At 69.8% G+C, this 18,441-nt stretch carries 16 protein-coding genes; 7 read left to right on the top strand and 9 right to left on the bottom strand.

All coding sequences use genetic code 11. From position 1 onward, the window contains the following. Positions 1 to 1,185, top strand: coding sequence for a dipeptidase (locus O3X23_RS26265; RefSeq protein ID WP_269274025.1), 1,185 nt, complete (start codon positions 1 to 3; stop codon positions 1,183 to 1,185). A gap of 47 nt (positions 1,186 to 1,232) precedes the next feature. Here O3X23_RS26265 and O3X23_RS26260 read toward each other — a convergent pair whose 3' ends face one another. Then, positions 1,233 to 1,787 (bottom strand): CGNR zinc finger domain-containing protein, encoded by a 555-nt coding sequence (locus O3X23_RS26260; RefSeq protein WP_269274024.1) that lies wholly within the window; start codon positions 1,785 to 1,787, stop codon positions 1,233 to 1,235. A 91-nt stretch (positions 1,788 to 1,878) separates the two neighbouring features. On the opposite strand from O3X23_RS26260, the gene O3X23_RS26255 reads away from it, so the two are divergent. Further along, the gene (locus O3X23_RS26255) at positions 1,879 to 2,241 is read left to right on the top strand and encodes a VOC family protein (protein WP_269274023.1); all 363 of its coding nucleotides are present in this window, start codon (positions 1,879 to 1,881) and stop codon (positions 2,239 to 2,241) included. Positions 2,242 to 2,405: 164 nt separating this feature from the next. Here O3X23_RS26255 and O3X23_RS26250 read toward each other — a convergent pair whose 3' ends face one another. From O3X23_RS26250 to O3X23_RS26240, 3 genes are all read right to left on the bottom strand, one after another. After that, positions 2,406 to 2,948, bottom strand: coding sequence for an NUDIX hydrolase (locus tag O3X23_RS26250; protein WP_269274022.1), 543 nt, complete (start codon positions 2,946 to 2,948; stop codon positions 2,406 to 2,408). 4 nt (positions 2,949 to 2,952) lie between these two features. Beyond that, positions 2,953 to 4,074, bottom strand: coding sequence for an adenosylhomocysteinase (locus O3X23_RS26245; RefSeq protein WP_269274021.1), 1,122 nt, complete (start codon positions 4,072 to 4,074; stop codon positions 2,953 to 2,955). A 121-nt stretch (positions 4,075 to 4,195) separates the two neighbouring features. Continuing rightward, positions 4,196 to 4,474: a DUF7848 domain-containing protein gene (locus tag O3X23_RS26240; RefSeq protein ID WP_443047980.1), complete on the bottom strand. Its 279-nt coding sequence runs from the start codon at positions 4,472 to 4,474 to the stop codon at positions 4,196 to 4,198. Between the two features lie 363 nt (positions 4,475 to 4,837). Here O3X23_RS26240 and O3X23_RS26235 point away from each other — a divergent pair, with 363 nt between their 5' ends. Continuing rightward, positions 4,838 to 6,049, top strand: a complete 1,212-nt coding sequence (locus O3X23_RS26235) for a helix-turn-helix transcriptional regulator (RefSeq protein WP_269274019.1) — start codon at positions 4,838 to 4,840, stop codon at positions 6,047 to 6,049. 224 nt (positions 6,050 to 6,273) lie between these two features. Here the strand turns inward: O3X23_RS26235 and O3X23_RS26230 are convergent, their stop codons facing one another. Further along, on the bottom strand, positions 6,274 to 7,617 hold the full coding sequence (locus O3X23_RS26230) for a UDP-glucose dehydrogenase family protein (protein WP_269274018.1): 1,344 nt from the start codon (positions 7,615 to 7,617) through the stop codon (positions 6,274 to 6,276). A gap of 179 nt (positions 7,618 to 7,796) precedes the next feature. On the opposite strand from O3X23_RS26230, the gene O3X23_RS26225 reads away from it, so the two are divergent. Continuing rightward, complete coding sequence (locus O3X23_RS26225; RefSeq protein WP_269274017.1) at positions 7,797 to 8,936, top strand: LCP family protein; 1,140 nt, start codon at positions 7,797 to 7,799, stop codon at positions 8,934 to 8,936. A gap of 93 nt (positions 8,937 to 9,029) precedes the next feature. Next, positions 9,030 to 10,205 (top strand): acyl-CoA dehydrogenase family protein, encoded by a 1,176-nt coding sequence (locus O3X23_RS26220; RefSeq protein ID WP_269274016.1) that lies wholly within the window; start codon positions 9,030 to 9,032, stop codon positions 10,203 to 10,205. A 64-nt stretch (positions 10,206 to 10,269) separates the two neighbouring features. Here O3X23_RS26220 and O3X23_RS26215 read toward each other — a convergent pair whose 3' ends face one another. The 3 genes from O3X23_RS26215 to O3X23_RS26205 all read right to left on the bottom strand — a co-directional run bounded on the left by O3X23_RS26215 (position 10,270) and on the right by O3X23_RS26205 (position 14,592). After that, the gene (locus O3X23_RS26215) at positions 10,270 to 11,514 is read right to left on the bottom strand and encodes an acyltransferase family protein (protein ID WP_269274015.1); all 1,245 of its coding nucleotides are present in this window, start codon (positions 11,512 to 11,514) and stop codon (positions 10,270 to 10,272) included. Positions 11,515 to 11,669: 155 nt separating this feature from the next. After that, a complete protein-coding gene (locus O3X23_RS26210; RefSeq protein ID WP_269274014.1) occupies positions 11,670 to 12,854 on the bottom strand; it encodes an LCP family protein in 1,185 nt (394 codons plus the stop codon). An 82-nt stretch (positions 12,855 to 12,936) separates the two neighbouring features. Then, a complete protein-coding gene (locus O3X23_RS26205; RefSeq protein ID WP_269274013.1) occupies positions 12,937 to 14,592 on the bottom strand; it encodes a hypothetical protein in 1,656 nt (551 codons plus the stop codon). Positions 14,593 to 14,862: 270 nt separating this feature from the next. Here O3X23_RS26205 and O3X23_RS26200 point away from each other — a divergent pair, with 270 nt between their 5' ends. Together O3X23_RS26200 and O3X23_RS26195 are read left to right on the top strand one after the other, a co-directional pair. Continuing rightward, positions 14,863 to 16,104 (top strand): cytochrome P450 family protein, encoded by a 1,242-nt coding sequence (locus O3X23_RS26200; RefSeq protein ID WP_269274012.1) that lies wholly within the window; start codon positions 14,863 to 14,865, stop codon positions 16,102 to 16,104. 51 nt (positions 16,105 to 16,155) lie between these two features. Then, positions 16,156 to 16,707, top strand: coding sequence for an acyl-CoA thioesterase (locus O3X23_RS26195; protein ID WP_269274011.1), 552 nt, complete (start codon positions 16,156 to 16,158; stop codon positions 16,705 to 16,707). Between the two features lie 71 nt (positions 16,708 to 16,778). On the opposite strand, the gene O3X23_RS26190 is transcribed toward O3X23_RS26195, so the two are convergent. After that, the gene (locus O3X23_RS26190) at positions 16,779 to 18,365 is read right to left on the bottom strand and encodes an LCP family protein (protein WP_269274010.1); all 1,587 of its coding nucleotides are present in this window, start codon (positions 18,363 to 18,365) and stop codon (positions 16,779 to 16,781) included. Positions 18,366 to 18,441 lie beyond the last annotated feature (76 nt).

Genomic DNA, 18,441 nt, shown 5'->3' with positions numbered 1-18,441 from the left:
ATGGACCTGATCGCCCGCGCCACGGAACTGCTCGCCGCCCACCCCGTCGTGGACGGGCACAACGATCTGCCGTGGGCACTGCGCGAACAGGTCCGCTACGACCTCGACCGGCTCGACATCGCCACCGACCAGAGCGCCTCCCTGCACACCGACATCCCCCGGCTGCGCGCGGGCGGGGTCGGCGCGCAGTTCTGGTCGGTCTACGTGCGCAGCGACCTGGCCGGCGACGACGCGGTCTCCGCGACCCTCGAGCAGATCGACGTGGTCCGCCGGATGACCGAGCGTTCCCCCGACGACCTGCGGCTCGCGCTCACCGCCGACGACATGGAGGCGGCCCGGGCCGAGGGCCGGATCGCGTCCCTCATGGGCGCCGAGGGCGGCCACAGCATCAACTGCTCCCTCGCCACGCTGCGCGCCCTGCACCAGCTCGGCGTCCGCTACATGACGCTCACCCACAACGACAACCTCCCGTGGGCGGACTCGGCGACCGACGAGCCCCGCGCGGGCGGCCTCACCGCCTTCGGCGAGGAGGTCGTCCGGGAGATGAACCGCTGCGGGATGCTCGTCGACCTGTCGCACGTCTCCGCCGCCACGATGCGGGACGCGCTGCGCGTCAGCGAGGCACCGGTGATCTTCTCGCACTCCTCGTCGCGCGCGGTCTGCGACCACGTCCGCAACATCCCGGACGACGTGCTGGCCCTCCTGCCCGCCAACGGCGGCGTCGCGATGGCCACCTTCGTCCCGAAGTTCATCCTCACCGAAGCGGTCGCCTGGACCCAGGCCGCCGACGAGAACATGCGGGCCAACGGCCTGCACCACCTCGACACCACGCCGGCCGGCATGGCCGTCCAGCGCGCCTACGAGGCGGCTCACCCCCGCCCCGTCGCCACCCCGTCCACGGTCGCGGACCACCTCGACCACATGCGCGAGGTGGCCGGCGTCGACCACCTCGGCCTCGGCGGCGACTACGACGGCACGGCGTTCACGCCCTCCGGCCTCGACGACGTGTCGGGGTACCCGACCCTGATCGCGGAGCTGCTGGGGCGGGGCTGGTCCGACGCGGACCTGGCGAAGCTGACGTGGGGGAACGCCGTTCGCGTGGTGCGCGAGGCGGAGTCGGCGGCCGTCGTGGCGCAGGCCAAACGTGGTCCGTCCATCGCCACGATCGGCGAGCTGGACGGCTGACGCCTGGGCATCCCCCGCGCGTCCGACCGCTCCAGCTGCCCGTAGGGCTATGTCGCGCGGCTGCGGTAGGCGCGCATTTTGGCCCTGCTGCCGCAGACGGCCATCGTGCACCAGCGGCTGCGGCCGGCCGGGCTGCGGTCGTAGTAGACCCAGCGGCAGTTGTGGGCCGCGCAGGCCTTGAGGCGGGGCCAGGTGTTGTCGGCGACGGCTCCGGCTATGCCGGCCGCTATGTGGGCGGTGAGGGCCGCGGTGCCGCGCAGGCCGGCGGTGGGACGTACCGCCGCCCCGCCTTCCGCGTCGATTGCGAGCAACAGCGGCGCCGCGCCCAGGAGTTGCTCCAGTTTCGCGGCTGCGGCATCGGGCAGCCGGGTACCCGTATGGGCTTGGCAGGCGTCGCGCAGTGCCTCCCGGAGCACCAGCGCGGCGGCGAGGTCGTCGGCGTCGAAGGTCAGTCGCGGCAGGGCATGCTGCCGGGCCCAGGCCTCGAGGTCGGCGGGAGTGCGCAGCTGATCCTCGGCCGACTCCAGTTCGACGGTGTTCGCCAGGTCCTGGACCAGGAGGAGGGATCCAGGAGCGGGGGCGCGTTCTCCGGGCTGCTCCACCCTTGTCACGTTACCTGCTGTGGGCCATGATGAAGTAACGGTTACCCGTTGAGCCCCTATAGCGGTAACGCTATCGAGAGAGGTGGATTCCATGATCGGCAAATTGGCTTCCGTGGTTCTGGACTGTCCCGACCCCAAGGAGCTCGCCGCCTTCTACGCGGCAGTGCTGGGCGGCGACCTGGAGGAGGTCGAGGACGACTGGGTCACGCTGCGCGCGACCGACGGCGTCAAGCTGTCCTTCCAGCTGGCACCGGAACTGCGTGAGCCGCAGTGGCCCGACCCGGAGCGCCCGCAGCAGTTCCACATCGACGTCACCGTCGAGAACCTGGACGCCGCCCAGGAGGCGGTCCTCGCCCTCGGAGCCAAACTCCTCGAGGACGACCACGACGGCGCCCGCAACTGGCGGGTCTTCACCGACCCCGCCAACCACCCCTTCTGCCTCTGCGCCGGCTAACCAGCGGAAGCGGCTGCCCGGGGCCCCTGCCAACGCTGCTGCGACGTAAGGGGGGACGGGTCCGTTCGGGGGCACCCCCGGCCGAAGGCCGGGGGTGCCCCGCCTGAGTCAGCGACCGGACGGGGCTCTCGGTCCAGCAGGCGGACGGGGGTGGACGGCGGAGGTCAGCGCAGCGCAGAGCTGACGCGCTGCCTCAGCCGCTCGTCGGTGATCGTGTCGCAGTCCCGCCAGGCGAAGCCGCTGACTTCTTCCGCCTGCAAGGTCACGTCGCCCTCGCTGTCGATCCGGAAGAGATACCGGAAGTCGAAGTGCTGGTGCGCGGGCTCACCCTTGCTCTCGTTCGCCGGGATCGGGTGGACATCAATGTGAACGGGCTCCGACCTGACGGGCGCGATACCCACGCTGATACCCGTCTCCTCGGCCAGCTCTCGCAGCGCCGCCCCCATCAGATTCACGTCGTCGGGTTCCAGGTGCCCGCCGGGCGTGAGCCACCTGTCGAGTGCCACGTGGTGAATGAACAGGGCCTTGCCCTCCCCATTGACCAGAATCGCACCGGCCGTGGCGTGTCCCCTGAACTCCTTCCGGCTGGTCACGTCCGCTCCCGCGTCCAAGAGATCCAGCACTACGGCGAGTTTGTGCTTCTCCTCCGGATGCGCGTCCGTGTAGGTCGCGAGCGTGGAACTGATGTGGTCTGCCGTGATGGCCATGGGATCACCTGTTGTAGTAGTTGAGCCAGGTAGAGGCGATGACGGCGCGATCTTCCGCCGACACCTCATGCATAGCGGGGCCGAGGTCACCTCGGGCGAGCATGCGGACTCCCGCCAGGATCTCCGCCTGTACGAGGAAGATGAACGGCCCAACGCTCGCCCCGTGCAGGAAGTTCACGGCGTTGCCGTTGTTCAGCAGATAGAAGTAATGACCCGTCGTGCTGTATCGGGTCACGCTGTCCCCCGACCCGTTCCGGACGTAACCGTCCGGCAGACCGTCCAACCCCAATTCGTCCTCGCTGCTGGTCACCGTGGCCACGTAGGCACCGTTCTTGAGCTGTGGGAAATCCTCCCCTCGCAGCGACAGCGCTCCTGTCGCGCACAGGACGAGCCCTGCTTGTCCTAACGCGCGATCCCGGTCCCTGGCCACCCCGAAGCCCTGAGAGAGCGCCTGAGCGCGCCGCACGGGGTCGATGTCATACACGGTGACGTGAACGCCCTTGGCGTGGAGCAGACGGGCGATGCTGGATCCGAGCTTGCCGAACCCGAGCACCAGCGCCGGACGGCCGTGCAGGATGTCCCCACGGCCCCGAAGCAGAGCTTCCGTCGAGAACACCACGGACTGTCCGACCAAGAAGTCTTCGGGATCTTTGAGCGGGGAGCGCGCGATCGACAGCAGAGGGCACGGCGGATTGAGCATTTCGGCGTACCGCTTGTGTCCGTTCTCGGTGTCCTCGATCACGCCGAGGATCCGGCCCGAGAACCGGTCGCACAGAGCGTCCAGCGAAGACGCGAAGTAACCGCCCACGTCGAGTAGAACGACGTCTTCACCGGCTGCTCGGGTTTCCAGGTAGGTCACTGCGGTATCCGGGTTGGCGAACAGGCCCCGCGACAGTTCGTCAGAGGGGAACGCCTGCTCAATCTCCCGTCGCGCTGCGGTGTCTATCGACTTCGGCTTGGGTAGCACGGCCCGCAGATCAGACAGCGAGGCAACCGCGCGAACGAATGACGGACGGTCCGGCAACAGATGCGTCACCAGAAGAGAAGCGGGGCGGTCCGGCGGTAAGAACTGGCGAACGATCCTGCTGAAGTAGGTGTCGAGCCGTGCGCGCTCTGTGGTCTCCACAGGACATCGCTCCTTGTTGTTGGCCTGGCCGGTGGGGCGGCACTCGCCCATGTCGCAAATTCGCCAACCCGCCCCGGGGCCGTGGGGTGGAATCCTGGAGCGGGAAGTTCGGGGAGGGGGTTCACAGGGTGGGACTGGCGAAAGCCATCACGGTTCCGGGCGGTAGATCCTCCGGCGGCTCAAGAGCAACGAAGTCGGTGAACGAGCGCCTGTAGCTCGTGTGGCCGGCTCCCTGGGCGTGCCGCCGGATCCACTCGTCCACGTCGGCGGGGTCGCTTCTCTCACCGGACGTGGCCCCGCATGCGGCGGCGTCGCCTGACACGCACTCAGCGGCGTATGTGGGCCACACCATAGGGTCCTGCGTGATCGTGTAGGGCACGAAGCGAAAGATGCGGCTCATTGCTGATCACCCGCCGTATAGCCGTGGGCGTTGGCGCCTCGGTCCCGCTTGCCCTGCCCGGCGCGGTGATCAGAGCACGCACACCCCTCGAACGCGATCGAGTGAGGTAGCCAGTCCGGTTTCCCGATGGGGGCTAAGACTCCTGCGCTGCCGCGCCCCGTCCGTGCTGGACTGCCCATGTCCGCTCCCATCGACGGTTGTCTCGTCCTCGCTCTGCGCGAGTCCGTACAACGTCCAGACAACGGCACCCACATGACGCCCACCACGGCAGAAAGGCTGCACCTTGGCTTCATACCCACTGCAACGGAGCGGCTTTGGATACGCTGACGTGGGCGGACAGTTGCCACAGGGAGGACAGCCAGCATGGCCAACCGTCAGCGGTTCGCGGAGCGTCGGAAAGCGAGCGGCTACAGCCAAGAGCAATTTGCGTCGGCCATCCAAGTGGGCCGTTCGACCGTTCAACGTTGGGAGCGGGGCGAGGTTGATCCTCAGCCTTGGCAGCGCCCAAAAATCGCCAAGCTTCTGCATGTCACCACGAAGGAACTGGACGATCTCCTCAGTCCCGACGCCCACATTCCGAGATTGGTAAGCAATGCTTGGCTGAACGCCAGCACCCCTCTGCCCGATGACGAATTCGGCGCACATGAATTGGCCCGGAGCGTGCAATCAAGCGATGTAGGGGCGGAAACACTCCAACGTCTTGAGCAGAGCTTTGATGAGCTTGCGATGAAGTACCCCGTATCTCCGCCCCAAGAACTTCTGGAACGCGTACGAAAGCACTCCGCTTACGTGGCTCACCTTCTGGATGCTCGGATGACCCTGAGTGAACAGCGTCGCCTGCTCGTCGTTGGCGGCTGGTTCCAACTCCTGGGCGCAACGCTGCATATTGACTTGCGCCAGGATCACGCCGCTACCGCCCGTTTGCAGACTGCCGTAACTCTTGCCCAGCACGCAGACCACGCCGAAATTCAAGCATGGTGCTACGAGACTGATGCTTGGCGAGTCCTCACCGAAGGTGACTATGCTCGCGCATTGGAGCTGTCACTGATCGCGCAGCAGATAGCCCCTGTTGGAAGTTCGGTAGCCATTCAGGCCACGGCACAAGAAGGCAGGGCGCGAGCGCGTCTCAACGAGCCACGCGAGACATATTCCGCCATAGGCAGAGTTCAGGAAATGTCGACCTCGCTTGTCCGGCGGAAGAGCGCCGAACACCACTACCAATACGACCCTGGCAAGGCACTCTCATACACGGCAACCACACTTGCTTGGATCGGTGACCCCAGCGCAGAAGATCACGCGCGTGAAGTCATCGCCCAACTGGCGCCCGTTGACGACATCCATAAATGGCCCCGCCGGGTGGCGTCGGCAAACATTGACCTGGCGCTTACTCTCCTCAACGGCGACCACCTGGACGAAGCCTGCAGTGCCGCACAGCGAGCTATCCTGTCCGGGCGCATTGTGCCCTCCAATCATTGGAGAGCGCTAGAGGTCGTAAAGGCAGTTGAGTTCCGAAAGGTGTCCGGATCTTCCGACCTCCGCGAGGCGTACCAGAATTTAAAGGCTATCGGAAGCTAGGGGTGCGGGACGCCTAGCCTGGGACCGGCCAAAGCAAGAAGCCTCTTGGCGAGAACGACGGACGGGCGGCTCAGGGTGGTGGTAGCCATGGGGGTCCACTCCGGATGGGGAACTCTGGAGTGCTGGGGCGGGCCCTGAACAGTCGATTTCGAAGCCCGCCCCGGAGGCCCCGGCTCCGTCCACCGCGAAGGTGCAGGTCACAGCAGGAAGCCGCGGGCAGCACATCAAGCCGAAGGGCGGCCCATCGCCCTGAACGTCCAGCCCGCCGATCGCCACAACTCCGGCGACAACGCGTTGCGGCCGTCGATGATGTGGCGCGTCGCCGCTACCTCGCCCAGTGCCTCCGCGTCCAGTTCCCGGAACTCGCGCCACTCGGTGAGGTGCAGGACCACGTCCGCCCCCCGTACCGCGTCGAGCGCCGTCGGCGCGTAGCCGAGGGTGGGGAAGAGGAGGCGGGCGTTGTCCATGCCCTTGGGGTCGTAGACGGTGACCTGGCCGCCCTGCAGGTGGATCTGTCCCGCCACGTTGAGAGCCGGAGAATCCCGCACGTCGTCGGAGTCCGGCTTGAAGGCCGCGCCGAGTACCGCGATCCGCTTCCCGAGGAAACTGCTGCCGCCGACCGCTTCGCGGGCCAGTTCGACCATGTGGCCGCGGCGCCGCATGTTGATCGAGTCGACCTCGCGCAGGAACGTCAGCGCCTGGTCGGCGCCGAGTTCGCCGGCGCGGGCCATGAACGCGCGGATGTCCTTGGGGAGGCAGCCGCCGCCGAAGCCGATGCCGGCGCGCAGGAACTTGTGACCGATGCGGTCGTCGTGGCCGATCGCCTCGGCGAGCTTCACGACGTCGCCGTCCCCGGCCTCGCACACCTCGGCCATGGCGTTGATGAAGGAGATCTTCGTCGCGAGGAAGGCGTTGGCGGCCGTCTTGACGAGTTCGGCGGTGGGGTAGTCGGCGACGACGAACGGCGTGCCTGCCGCCAGCGGTGTCGCGTAGACCTCGCGCAGCAGCTTCTCGGCGTGCGCGCTGGCGACGCCGACGACGACGCGGTCGGGGTGCAGGGTGTCCTGGACGGCGAAGCCCTCCCGCAGGAACTCGGGGTTCCAGGCCACCTCGGCGCCGTCGCCGACCGGGGCCAGCTCGGCGAGGCGGGCGGCGAGGCGGGCGGCGCTGCCCACCGGCACGGTGGACTTGCCGACGACGAGGGCGGGCCGCCGCAGGTGCGGGGCGAGCAGTTCGAAGGCGCTGTCGACGTAGGACATGTCGCAGGCGTACTCGCCGTGCTTCTGCGGGGTGTTGACGCAGACGAAGTGGACGTCGCCGAACTCGGCGACCTCCTCCCACGAGGAGGTGAACCTCAGCCGGCCGGTGGACCCCTCGATTCCGGCCACGTGGCGGGCGAGCAGGTCTTCGAGGCCGGGCTCGTACATCGGGACCTTGCCCGCCGAGAGCAGTTCTATCTTGCGGGGGTCGATGTCCAGCCCCAGTACCTCGAAGCCGAGCTCGGCCATGGCGGCAGCGTGGGTGGCGCCGAGGTAACCGGTGCCGATGACGGTGAGCTTCAGAGGCATGCGAAGAGCATAGTCGCCGTCTGTGGCGCGAAATCCAGGGCGAGGCCATGGCCAACGTCCACGGCGGAAGGACAGAATGCGTAGACAGTGTGAGGGGGGTGGTGGCCGTGGATCGAGCCGGCCAGGGGGATTCGGTACCGAGACCCGAGAAGGGCCTCTCCAAGGTGGAGGAGTCCGCAGTGGGTCAGCAGGACGAGGGGGCGGAACGGCAGGTCGAAGGGGCCGAGCCGGAAGAGGCCGGGGATCTGGTTCCCGGGGGAGCGGAGGATCCGGAGACGCAGGTCCGCCAGGCCCGGCGGCGGCGCAGGACCCGCCGGGTGCTGCTCGGCGCGGTGGTGCTGCTGTGTACCGGGGCACTGCTGGTCGTCGGTACGGGCTGGTACGCCTACGAGCATTACACCGGTCGCGTCGACCGGATCCCGAACGCGTTCCCGACGAACGTGCCGGAGGCGGCGCTGCCCGCGCCCAGCAAGGGAGGACAAACGTTTCTCCTGGTGGGTATCGACGCGCGCTCGGACCTGCCGACCACCGGCAAGGGCGCGAAGGCGCCGGAGTGGCAGCCCGGTGCGCAGCGCAGCGACACGATGATGCTGGTGCACCTGCCGGCCGACGGGAAGCACGCGTATGTGGTGTCGCTGCCCCGTGACTCCTGGGTGCCGATCCCGGGCCACGGCAGCGCCAAGCTGAACGCGGCCTTCTCGTGGGGCGGCCCCCCGCTGCTGATCGACACGGTCCAGCGGCTCTCCAAGGTGAAGATCGACCATCTGGCGGTCGTCGACTGGAGCGGCTTCAAGAAGCTGACCGACGCCGTCGGCGGGGTGGACATCACCGTCGACAAGACCGTCTCGCGCCGCAACGGCACGGGGATGTGGGACGCGGGCAGCCACCACATGAACGGGGAGGAGGCGCTGGACTACGTACGGGAGCGGTACGGCCTGCCGCGCGGCGACCTGGACCGCACCCACCGGCAGCAGAACTTCCTGCGCGCGGTGCTGGCCAAGGTGCTGTCGGGGGGCACCCTCAGCAACCCGCTCAAGGCGAAGCGGATGCTGGACGAGGTGACGAACTCGGTGAGCGTCGACGACTCGCTCTCCAACGGCGAGCTGCGGGATCTGATCTGGGGCATGAAGGACGTCAGGTCCTCGGACATGGCGTTCATGAACGCGCCCGTGGCCGGTTTCGACATGATCAAGGGGCAGTCGGTGGTCCTGTTGGACGCCAACGGCACGGCGGCCCTGTGGGAGGCCATGCGGAACGACACGATGGCGGACTACGTCGCGTCCAACACCCTGGACAAGCTGGGCACCAAGGTGTCGTGAAGCTCACGTGGGCCGGACGGGCCGATCGGCCGGATCCGGCCTACGATCGTAGGGTTACTTAACGGTAGTTAGCACTCGGGGAGTGAGACAGCCTTGGCCGGTTCTTCCGATTTCGACCTCTACCGGACGTCCGAGGAGCACGACATGCTCCGCGACTCGGTCCGTTCGCTCGCCGAGGCGAAGATCGCTCCATTCGCGACCGAGGTCGACGAAGAGGGCCGCTTCCCGCAGGAGGCCCTCGACGCGCTCGTCGCGGCGGACCTGCACGCCGTGCACGTCCCCGAGGAGTACGGCGGCGCGGGCGCGGACGCCCTCGCCACCGTGATCGTGATCGAGGAGGTGGCCCGCGTCTGCGCGTCCTCCTCCCTCATTCCGGCCGTGAACAAGCTCGGCTCGCTCCCGGTGATCCTGTCCGGCTCCGAGGCGCTCAAGGCGAAGTACCTCGGCCCGCTGGCCAAGGGCGACGCGATGTTCTCGTACGCGCTGTCGGAGCCCGAGGCGGGCTCCGACGCGGCGGGCATGAAGACCCGCGCGGTGCGGGACGGCGACTTCTACGTCCTCAACGGCGTGAAGCGCTGGATCACCAACGCGGGCGTCAGCGAGTACTACACGGTGATGGCCGTCACCGACCCCGAGAAGCGCTCGAAGGGCATCAGCGCCTTCGTCGTCGAGAAGTCAGACGAGGGCGTCTCCTTCGGCGCCCCGGAGAAGAAGCTCGGCATCAAGGGCTCGCCGACCCGCGAGGTCTACCTCGACAACGTGCGCATCCCCGCCGACCGCATGATCGGCGCCGAGGGCACCGGATTCGCCACGGCGATGCAGACCCTGGACCACACCCGCGTCACCATCGCCGCCCAGGCGATCGGTATCGCGCAGGGCGCCCTGGACTACGCCAAGGGGTACGTCCAGGAGCGCAAGCAGTTCGGCAAGGCCATCGCGGAGTTCCAGGGCGTGCAGTTCATGCTGGCCGACATGGCCATGAAGCTGGAGGCCGCCCGCCAGTTGACGTACGCGGCCGCCGCCAAGTCCGAGCGCACCTCGGGCGGTGCCAAGGACGAGGACCTGACGTTCTTCGGTGCCGCCGCCAAGTGCTACGCCTCGGACGTCGCGATGGAGGTCACCCTCGACGCCATCCAGCTGCTCGGCGGCTACGGCTACACGCGTGACTACCCGGTCGAGCGCATGATGCGCGACGCCAAGATCACCCAGATCTATGAGGGCACCAACCAGGTCCAGCGCATCGTGATGGCGCGCAACCTGCCGAAGTAACCCGCACCACCTACGCGAAAGCCCCGGACGGATTCCCGTCCGGGGCTTTCGCGTAGGTCGTTCTCTAACGCTCCGCGCCCGTCAGGACGCCCGCGTCGGTCTCCCGCTCGGCTGTCGCCTGTGCGGGGATCGACGGCTTCTGGTGCTTGGACCGCAGGTCCTTCAGGCCCAGGGCCGGGTGCTCCACCAGGTGCCAGGAGATCATGGCCGCCACGAGGGTGCCGGCCATGGAGACGCCCAGATAGGCGGGCAGTCCCCAGCGGGCGCCGCCGAGCGCGGCCAGCGCCTGTTCCACCACGAAGCCGTAGATGTAGATGCCGTACGAGTAGTCGTGCTTGCGTCCGACCCGCTGGAAGGGCTTGGGCAGCCGGATCGCCAGCCACAGCAGCAGGTAGGCGAAGGCCGGTACCCCGAGCGCGTAGAAGGCGCCGTAGTGCATGGTGCCGACCATGACGACGGCGGAGAGCGCACCGAGCGGGTCGCTGACGGGCACGTACTCCTTGTAGAGCTCGAACAGGGCGCCGATCGCGAACGCGAGGCCGAGGTAGACCAGCCAGTTCATGCTCAGGCCGCCCAGCAGCGGGAGGTTGAGGTTCCCGCCGTGGGGCGCGTGCGGGGCGCCGTCCCGCAGCGGGTGCTTCAGCGCGTCGGCGACGACCAGCCAGCCCAGGACGAGGGCCACGGCCACCACGACCCGGCGCGACCGCAGCACCGATCCGGTCAGGACGAGTACGGCCACCCCCAGGTAGCAGAATATTTCCAGCTTGAGGGACCACAGTGCGCCGTTGAAGGCGGTGTTGTACGCGAGGCCGTGGGCCTTCGCGGTCTCCATCACGCCGGATATGGGGTACTCCCGTGAACCCGCGCCCCAGTTGCGGTGGAGGTAGTGCAGCGGCCCGTGCGGGTGGCCCCAGAAGCCGTTCAGGTCGCCGTGCTGCCGCCAGAACAGGAAGGGCGCCACCAGCAGGGCGGTGACGAGCAGACAGGCCCACAGGCCGGGCAGCAGGCGCAGGGCGCGGTGCCAGATGAACCGGCCGATCGTCAGCCGGCTGCCGCTGCGGGTCACCAATATCCCGGACAGGACGAAGAAGCCGAAGACGGCCACGTTGCCGAGGGTGGTCTGGCCCTGGGAGAACCGCCACAGGGGTTCCTTGTAGCCGAACCCCAGGATCAGGGAGTGCGAGACGAGGACCGAGACCGACAGCAACAGCCTTAGCAGGCCCAGGCTGTTGTTCCGCCCGGAGAAGAGTTCGGCGACCGTGCCCCGTGACCAGCGGTACGAACCCTGGCGCCTTCGTACGGCTCCCATGACATCCCATCGAGATCGCCGTGCGTGGTCTGCGACGCCGCGGCCTGCTGGTCAATTCCTGAGAGGTCAGTGTGAAGTTACTTTGATATGACTGTCAAAGGGAGCTCAAAGAATCCGCTGAGGACCGGCGGATCCGGCCGGTCGGCCGCGCAGCCTCACTTGGAGGTGACGGTGACCGTCTCGTCGTTCTTCAGCTGGGCGAAGAGCTGCTTCGACTTCGCCGAGTCCCACTTCACCGCGACGCCGTCATTGCGCGTCTGCAGGTTCGCGGTGGAGATCGGCACGGTCATCGACTTCCCGTCGCCACCGGTCACGCCCTTCATCGCCCAGAACATCGAGGCGATGTTCCACAGGCTCATGTCCTTGTCGACGATGAGGGTGTCGAGGCCGGAGCCGATCACCGGGTAGAGCGTGAACGGGTTCAGCACAGTGGCCGGCGAGGCCGCCTGGTGGGCGAGCGACGACAGGAACTTCTGCTGGTTGCGCATCCGGCCCAGGTCCTGGTCGGCCTCCTGGTGGCGCTGCCGCACGAAGGCGAGACCCTGCTTGCCGTCCAGCGTCTGGCAGCCGGCCGGGAAGTCCGCACCCGACGCCTTGTCCTTGAGCGGCTTGTCGAGGCACATGTCGACCCCGCCGAGCGCGTCCACGAGGTTCACGAAGCCGGAGAAGCCGATCTCGGCGTAGTGGTCGATGTGCAGACCGGTGTTGTACTCGATGGTCCGGGTGAGCAGCTCGGGGCCGCCGTCCGAGTACGCCTGGTTCAGCTTGTGCGTGCTCGCGGGGTAGCGCTTGCCGGACTTCTGGCCGGTGAAGGCCGGGATGGTGACGTACGAGTCACGCGGGAAGCTGAGCATGGTGTTCCCGTTGTCACCGACGTGCAGCACCATCATCGAGTCGGTGCGCTTGCCCTCGGCGGCGCCGGTGTGCAGGTCCTGCTCCTGCTCCTTGGAGAGGCCCTCACGGCTGTCGGAGCCGACGATGAGGTAGTTCGTCCCCTCGCCGCCCGACGGCCGGTCCTCGACCTTGCTGAGGTCCACCTCGCGGCGCACCTTGCCGTCGGCCCAGAAGTAGGTGCTCACGGAGACGATCAGCAGCGCCGCGACCAGACCCAGCAGCGTGAACTTCACGATGCGGGCACGGCTGCGGGGCCGGCGGCCGGGACCCCGGCCGCGACCGCCGCCGGTGCTGGGCGGCCCGTAGTCGCCGCCGCCGGACCCGCCGCCCCGCGAAGGCTGCGGGGGAACCCCGCCCGCGGCCGCCGCTCGGCGCGGCGACAGCTCGGGGGGCAGCGGCGGCTCGGCGCCGCGCCGCTGCTCTGCTTCGTTGGTCCATCCGCTCATAGGCAAAGTGTGCCCGCTGGAGGCCGCCTATCGGCAATCGCGGGCGGTTCTGTGGCAGACCCGATGCATTTCCGCGCCGTTGTCACGGGGCGGTCATCGCGAGGTCCCGGCCAGGGGCCTCGCGGCCCCCGCCCTGCCGCTCGGAGCGGCCGTGAAGCCGCTCCCACAGTGCCTCCAGGGCCCGGTGCACCCGGGGGGAGTCGATGCCCTCGACGGCGCGCCCGGCGTCGATGGCCAGGGTACGGGCCCGTTCCACGGCCCCCTGGTCGAGCGCGGCCACGGCCCGCAGGACCAGGGTGCCGGCCCGGTCGCGGGCCCGGCTCTCGGGCAGCGCCGCGAGGGTCCGCCGGAGCCAGTGGTCGGCCGCGGCGGCCCGGCCCAGCGCCAGCTCGCAGGCCGCGGCCTCGGCGCAGTAGTCGGCGCGGTGGCCGGCGTTGCCACGCGCGTCGGGGGTCAGGATGGCGCCCGCCGCGGCGAGCAGCCGCCGGCTCACGTCGGCCTGCCCCAGCACGGCGTGGGCCCGTGCCTGCCGGGCCATGAGCAGCGCCGAGGCATGGCGCACGGACGCGGGGACGTCCTCGGAGGCCGGCGCCGAGCTGGCGCGGCCGTCACCCGCCGCCTCCCGGGCGAGGCCGGCGCGGGCTGCCCTGGCGACGGCCAGCGCCTCCTGCGGGCGCCCGGCGCTCAGGCACTGCAGGCTGATGGCGGCGAGGACCCGTGCTCCGAGCGGCCGGTCGCCGGCCGCGTGGGCGGCCGAGAGCGCGGCGCTGAGATACCGCTCGGCGGCCGCCTCGTGACCGGTGTCGTAGCAGGCGCGCCCCGCGAGGCACGCCAGCTCGCCCGCGAGCGCGAACAGCCGCCGCGCCGGGAGCTCGGCCGCGGCCGGCCCCGGCCGCGCGGCGGGACCCCTGGCCAGCAGATCGGTGACGAGGCGCAGCTCGGCGTCGGCCACCGCGCGGACCGGTCCGCCGCCCAGCGCGGCCTCCATCCGGCGCAGCGCTGGCACCCGCTCCTCCAGGGCGGCGAGCACGGCCGGCAGCACGGTCGGGACGGTCGGGACGCAGTCCGGGGCGGGAGCGCCGGGCACCGGGGACGGACCCGTGCGCTGCGCGGGCACGGAGACGGGCACGGGAACGGGTCCTGACACGGGTCCTGACACAGAACCTGACACGGGTCCTGGCACAGAACCTGACGCAGGACCTGACACGGGTCCTGGCACAGAACCTGACGCAGGTCCTGACACGGCTACGAGCGGGGGCACCGGCGTGGTCGCCGGCGTCGGCACGGTCGCGGGCGTCGGCCACGCCAGGGGTGCCAGCGCGAGCCACCGCTGGGCCGCCGCCGCGGCGCTGCCCGCGCCCGCGACCATGAACCCGCGCCGGTCGTGCAGCGCGGCGCCGGCCGTCGCGTCGAGCGCGGCCACGCAGTCCTGCGGCGTCCAGGCGACGCGCGCCGTCGTACGGTCGCCCGCCGGCAGCCAGCCGGGCCAGGGGGAGGAGGACAACAGGGCGTGCGGAACGCCGAGTTCGCTCGCGAGGGCCTGCTGGGTCTCCAGGTCGGGGACGACGCCCCGGTGCTCCCAGCGCCACGCCTTCTCCCGGCGCGCGGACATGTTGCCGACCCGGCGGGCCACGATGTCGACCACGTCCTGGTACGTCCAGCCGCGCTCCGCGCGTATCCAGCTCAACGGGTGGCCCAAGGGCTGCTCCCCGTCGGTCACCGCGCGGTTCCGCGGCATGCGCTGTCCCCCTCCCCGTCCTCGGCTTTCGGTTGCCGCACTGTAGCGCCGCCAAATGACCGATTGTGAAAGTTCGTTGGCGCCTTGAGGCAACGGCGGAGCTACACGGGCGTTCCAAGGGTGCCGCGGGACCTCGGTCCCGGCCCCGGCTCCCGGCTTCCGCGGGGCTGGAGCATCACAAGTAGGTGACTCCAAATGCCGTACATAGGAAGGCCATTGACAAGGAGGCGGCCGGAACGGTCAGCTTCTGTTATTCCCTTGGAGGCCACCATGACCTGCCCTGTCGACCACGGTCGCATCGCCCTCGACCCCCTCGTACGCGATCTTGTGGGGGAGGGTGCCCGGCTGCGGCAGGCCGGCCCGGTGATCGAGATCGAGGTGCCGGGCGGCGTCGAGTGCTGGGCCGTCACCCGCCACGCCGAAGCCCGCCGGCTGCTCACCGACCCCCGCCTCGTGAAGGACATCAACCGCTGGGGCGCCTGGACGCGGGGGGAGATCCCCTCGACGTGGCCGCTGATCGGTCTGGTCGCCCCCGGCACGAGCATGGTCACCGCCGACGGGGACGAACACAAGCGGCAGCGCCTGCTCACCGCGCAGGCGCTCACCCCGCGCCGGATGGAGCGGCTGCGACCGCGTATCGAGGAGATCACCCGCTCGATCCTCGACGAGCTCGAGGCGGCGGGCGCGGGCGGCGCCGTCGTCGACTTCAAGTCCGTGTTCGCGTTCAAGCTGCCGATGCGCGTCATCAGTGAGCTGATGGGCGTCGAGGCCGCCGAGGACACCCGGTTGCGCGCGCTGTACGACACCTTCTTCAGCAGCGTCAGCCGCGCCGACGAGGTCCGGGCGGCGATGGGCGAGCTGTTCGCGTTCTTCGCCGGCGTCGTGGCGGAGAAGAAGCGGCGGCCGGGCGACGACCTCACCAGCGCGCTGCTCGCCGCCACCGAGGGCGGCGACCGGCTGTCCGACGAGGAGCTGATCGGCACCCTTCTGGTGATGATCGCCGCAGGTCACGAGACGACCATCAATCTGATGGTCAGCGCGGTGCGCGGGCTGCTCACCCACCCCGACCAGCTGGCGCTCGTCCGCTCGGGGGGCGCTTCCTGGTCGGCGGTGGTCGAGGAGACGCTGCGCTGGTCGCCGCCGACCACCAACTTCCTGTTCCGGTACGCCACCGAGGACATCCCGACGGGCGACGTGGTCATCAAGGAGGGCGACGCGGTGATGATCTCCTACGGCGCCATCGGCCGGGACGAGGCGCAGCACGGGCCGACGGCCGAGGCGTTCGACATCACCCGCGACGCGGCCCGGCACCTCTCGTTCGGCTACGGCCCGCACGTCTGCCCCGGCGCACCGCTGGGGCGGCTGGAGGCTCTGGTCGCGCTGCCCGCGCTCTTCGAGCGGTTCCCCGACCTCGCCCTGGCGGTGCCCGAGGAGCAGCTGGAGAACACCCCGTCGATCCTGGTCAACAGCCTGCGCGAGCTTCCCGTGCGGCTGACGGCACCGCGCGCCTGAGGGAGCGGTGCCGGGGAGGAGCGTCCGCCGGGCCCGGCTTATGGTGGACGCATGACCACCGATCTCGGCAGTACCCCGGAGGCCGAGCTTGCGGGCAAGCCGACCGCGGCAGCCCGCACGACGCTGTCGCACATCATGACGGCGCACGACACCAATCTGCTCGGCACCGTTCACGGTGGTGTGATCATGAAACTCGTCGACGACGCGGCGGGCGCCGTCGCCGGCCGGCACTCGGGCGGCCCGGCGGTCACCGCGTCGATGGACGAGATGGTCTTCCTGGAGCCGGTGCGGGTCGGTGACCTCGTCCACGTGCGCGCCCAGTGCAACTGGACCGGGCGCTCGTCCATGGAGATCGGCGTGCGCGTCATGGCCGAGCGGTGGAACGAGTCCACCCCCGCGACCCAGGTCGGCAGCGCCTACCTCGTGTTCGCCGCGGTCGACGAGAACGGCAGGACCCGGCCGGTCCCGCCGGTGATCCCGGAGACCGAGACGGACAAGCGGCGCTACCAGGAGGCCCAGATCCGCCGGATGCACCGGCTCGCCCGGCGCGAGGCCATCAAGGAACTGCGCGAGAAGCGTGCCGCCGAGGGATTCGACGACTGAGCACGGCGCCTCCGATCACACCGCCCCCGATCACCGACGCCTCCGCTCACCGGGCGGCCGTTCAGGGGCACTCAGGGGCACACCACCTCGTCGCCGGTCACCGCGCCCGGCCCGGCGCTCCGGGTGGGCGCCGGGTCCTGCGCCCGGATCGGCGTGACGCCCTTGAAGCCGGCGCCGACGGTCACCTTCATCAGCGGCCCCTGCCCGGGAACCGGCACCAGCTCCGCCCCCGGCAGAGCGGCCGCCAGGGACTTCGCCGAGCGGTCCCACCGCGGGTCGAAGCGGATGACGGTGTGCGACGCGTTGTGCACGGTCGCGTTGGCGGCGGTGCCGGTGGTGGCGAAGCCGGTGGCGCGCAGCGCCCTGTCCACCCGGTCGCCGAGGCCGGTGACGGTCGTCCCGTTCTCGATCTGCACCCGCACCGACCGCGGATCGACGTCGACCTCGACCTGCGAGTGCCGGCGCTTGGCGGCGGCCCTGGCCGGGACGTGGGCGGCCAGCGGCTGGTCCGCGCGGATCGCCGCCCAGAGCTTGCCGGCCTTGGCGTCGTCCCACTTCACCGTCGAGCCGATGCCCTTGACCTGGAAGCCCATGTCGCCGATCGGCACCGAGGTGAACTCCGACGAGCCGGGGGAGAAGCCGCGCAGACCCTGGGCCAGCGCGATCAGGTCCCGGGGCGTGAGGTCCTGGTCGGCGCGGACCGACCCCAGCACGGTGGAGGCGATCCGGCTGAGCTTCACCGGGTCGGTGAGCAGGCCGCCACTGGTGACCTTGTGGATGATCTCCGCGAGGAAGCGCTGCTGGCGCTGCATCCGGCCCAGGTCCGAGGCGCCGTCGAGGTGCCGGGAGCGGACGTACTGCAGGGCCTCGCCGCCGTTCAGCGTGGAGGCGCCGACCGGCAGGTCGAGGCCGGTGTACGAGTCCTTCAGCGGGCGGACGGTGCAGATCTGGACGCCGCCGACGACGTCCACCGTCTTCATGAAGCTGGTGAAGTCGACCTCCAGGTAGTGGTCGATGTGCACCCCGGTCATCTGCTCGACGGTGGCGACGGTGAGCCGGGGGCCGCCGTCCGCGTACGCCGCGTTGATCTTCGCGGCGTGGCTGACGTGCCGGGCACCGCTGGACGCCTCGTCGTGCGGCGGCAGCATGACGTAGCTGTCGCGCGGGATGCTGACGACGCTCACCCGGGAGCGGTCGGCCGACAGGTGCACCAGCATGATCGTGTCGGTGCAGTGGCAGGGCGCTCCGCCGAGGTGGTAGCGCTCCTTGTCGTCCGGGTCCAGCCCGTCGCGGCCGTCGGTGCCGACCAGCAGGAAGTTGACGCCCGTGGTGCTGCCGGGGCGGTCCCGCATCCCGCCGAACGCGTCCACCCGGCCGATGTCGTCGCCCACCCCGCTGACCACGGCGTGGCCGATGCCGCTGGTCGTGATGATCGCCAGCGCCAGGCCGCCGGCGATCCGCATGCTCCAGCGCACCGGCTGCCGGCCGTCCTGCCCACCGGGCTGTTTTCCGTACTGCTTTCCGTTCTGCCGTCCGGGCCGCTTCCCGGGCTGCTTCCCGGACGGGCCGGGGCCCCTGCTCGTCCGGCGGGCGGAATCCAGCGGGGGCCGGGGCCTGCGGGGCGGGGTGGCGGGCGGTCGAGCGGGCGGAACCGTCATCGGGGCGCACCTCCGCGGGGGAACAAGGGATCCGATCAGACTAGACAAATCGGACAGTATTCAAAGCTGCCCACAC

It is taken from the genome of Streptomyces sp. H39-S7 (genome assembly GCF_027158205.1).
Taxonomy (GTDB): domain Bacteria; phylum Actinomycetota; class Actinomycetes; order Streptomycetales; family Streptomycetaceae; genus Actinacidiphila.
Note: the sequence above shows the minus strand (reverse complement) of the source record. Positions and strands in the feature narration are given on the sequence as shown.

What these genes read in the sequence shown, in the direction of transcription:
- O3X23_RS26195 (WP_269274011.1), top strand. Translation starts at nt 16,156, where the DNA reads ATGACCACCGATCTCGGCAGTACCCCGGAGGCCGAGCTTGCGGGCAAG.
- O3X23_RS26265 (WP_269274025.1), top strand. Translation starts at nt 1, where the DNA reads ATGGACCTGATCGCCCGCGCCACGGAACTGCTCGCCGCCCACCCCGTC.
- O3X23_RS26240 (WP_443047980.1), bottom strand. Translation starts at nt 4,474, where the DNA reads ATGAGCCGCATCTTTCGCTTCGTGCCCTACACGATCACGCAGGACCCT.
- O3X23_RS26210 (WP_269274014.1), bottom strand. Translation starts at nt 12,854, where the DNA reads ATGAGCGGATGGACCAACGAAGCAGAGCAGCGGCGCGGCGCCGAGCCG.
- O3X23_RS26200 (WP_269274012.1), top strand. Translation starts at nt 14,863, where the DNA reads ATGACCTGCCCTGTCGACCACGGTCGCATCGCCCTCGACCCCCTCGTA.
- O3X23_RS26215 (WP_269274015.1), bottom strand. Translation starts at nt 11,514, where the DNA reads ATGGGAGCCGTACGAAGGCGCCAGGGTTCGTACCGCTGGTCACGGGGC.
- O3X23_RS26255 (WP_269274023.1), top strand. Translation starts at nt 1,879, where the DNA reads ATGATCGGCAAATTGGCTTCCGTGGTTCTGGACTGTCCCGACCCCAAG.
- O3X23_RS26205 (WP_269274013.1), bottom strand. Translation starts at nt 14,592, where the DNA reads ATGCCGCGGAACCGCGCGGTGACCGACGGGGAGCAGCCCTTGGGCCAC.
- O3X23_RS26235 (WP_269274019.1), top strand. Translation starts at nt 4,838, where the DNA reads ATGGCCAACCGTCAGCGGTTCGCGGAGCGTCGGAAAGCGAGCGGCTAC.
- O3X23_RS26190 (WP_269274010.1), bottom strand. Translation starts at nt 18,365, where the DNA reads ATGACGGTTCCGCCCGCTCGACCGCCCGCCACCCCGCCCCGCAGGCCC.
- O3X23_RS26250 (WP_269274022.1), bottom strand. Translation starts at nt 2,948, where the DNA reads ATGGCCATCACGGCAGACCACATCAGTTCCACGCTCGCGACCTACACG.
- O3X23_RS26230 (WP_269274018.1), bottom strand. Translation starts at nt 7,617, where the DNA reads ATGCCTCTGAAGCTCACCGTCATCGGCACCGGTTACCTCGGCGCCACC.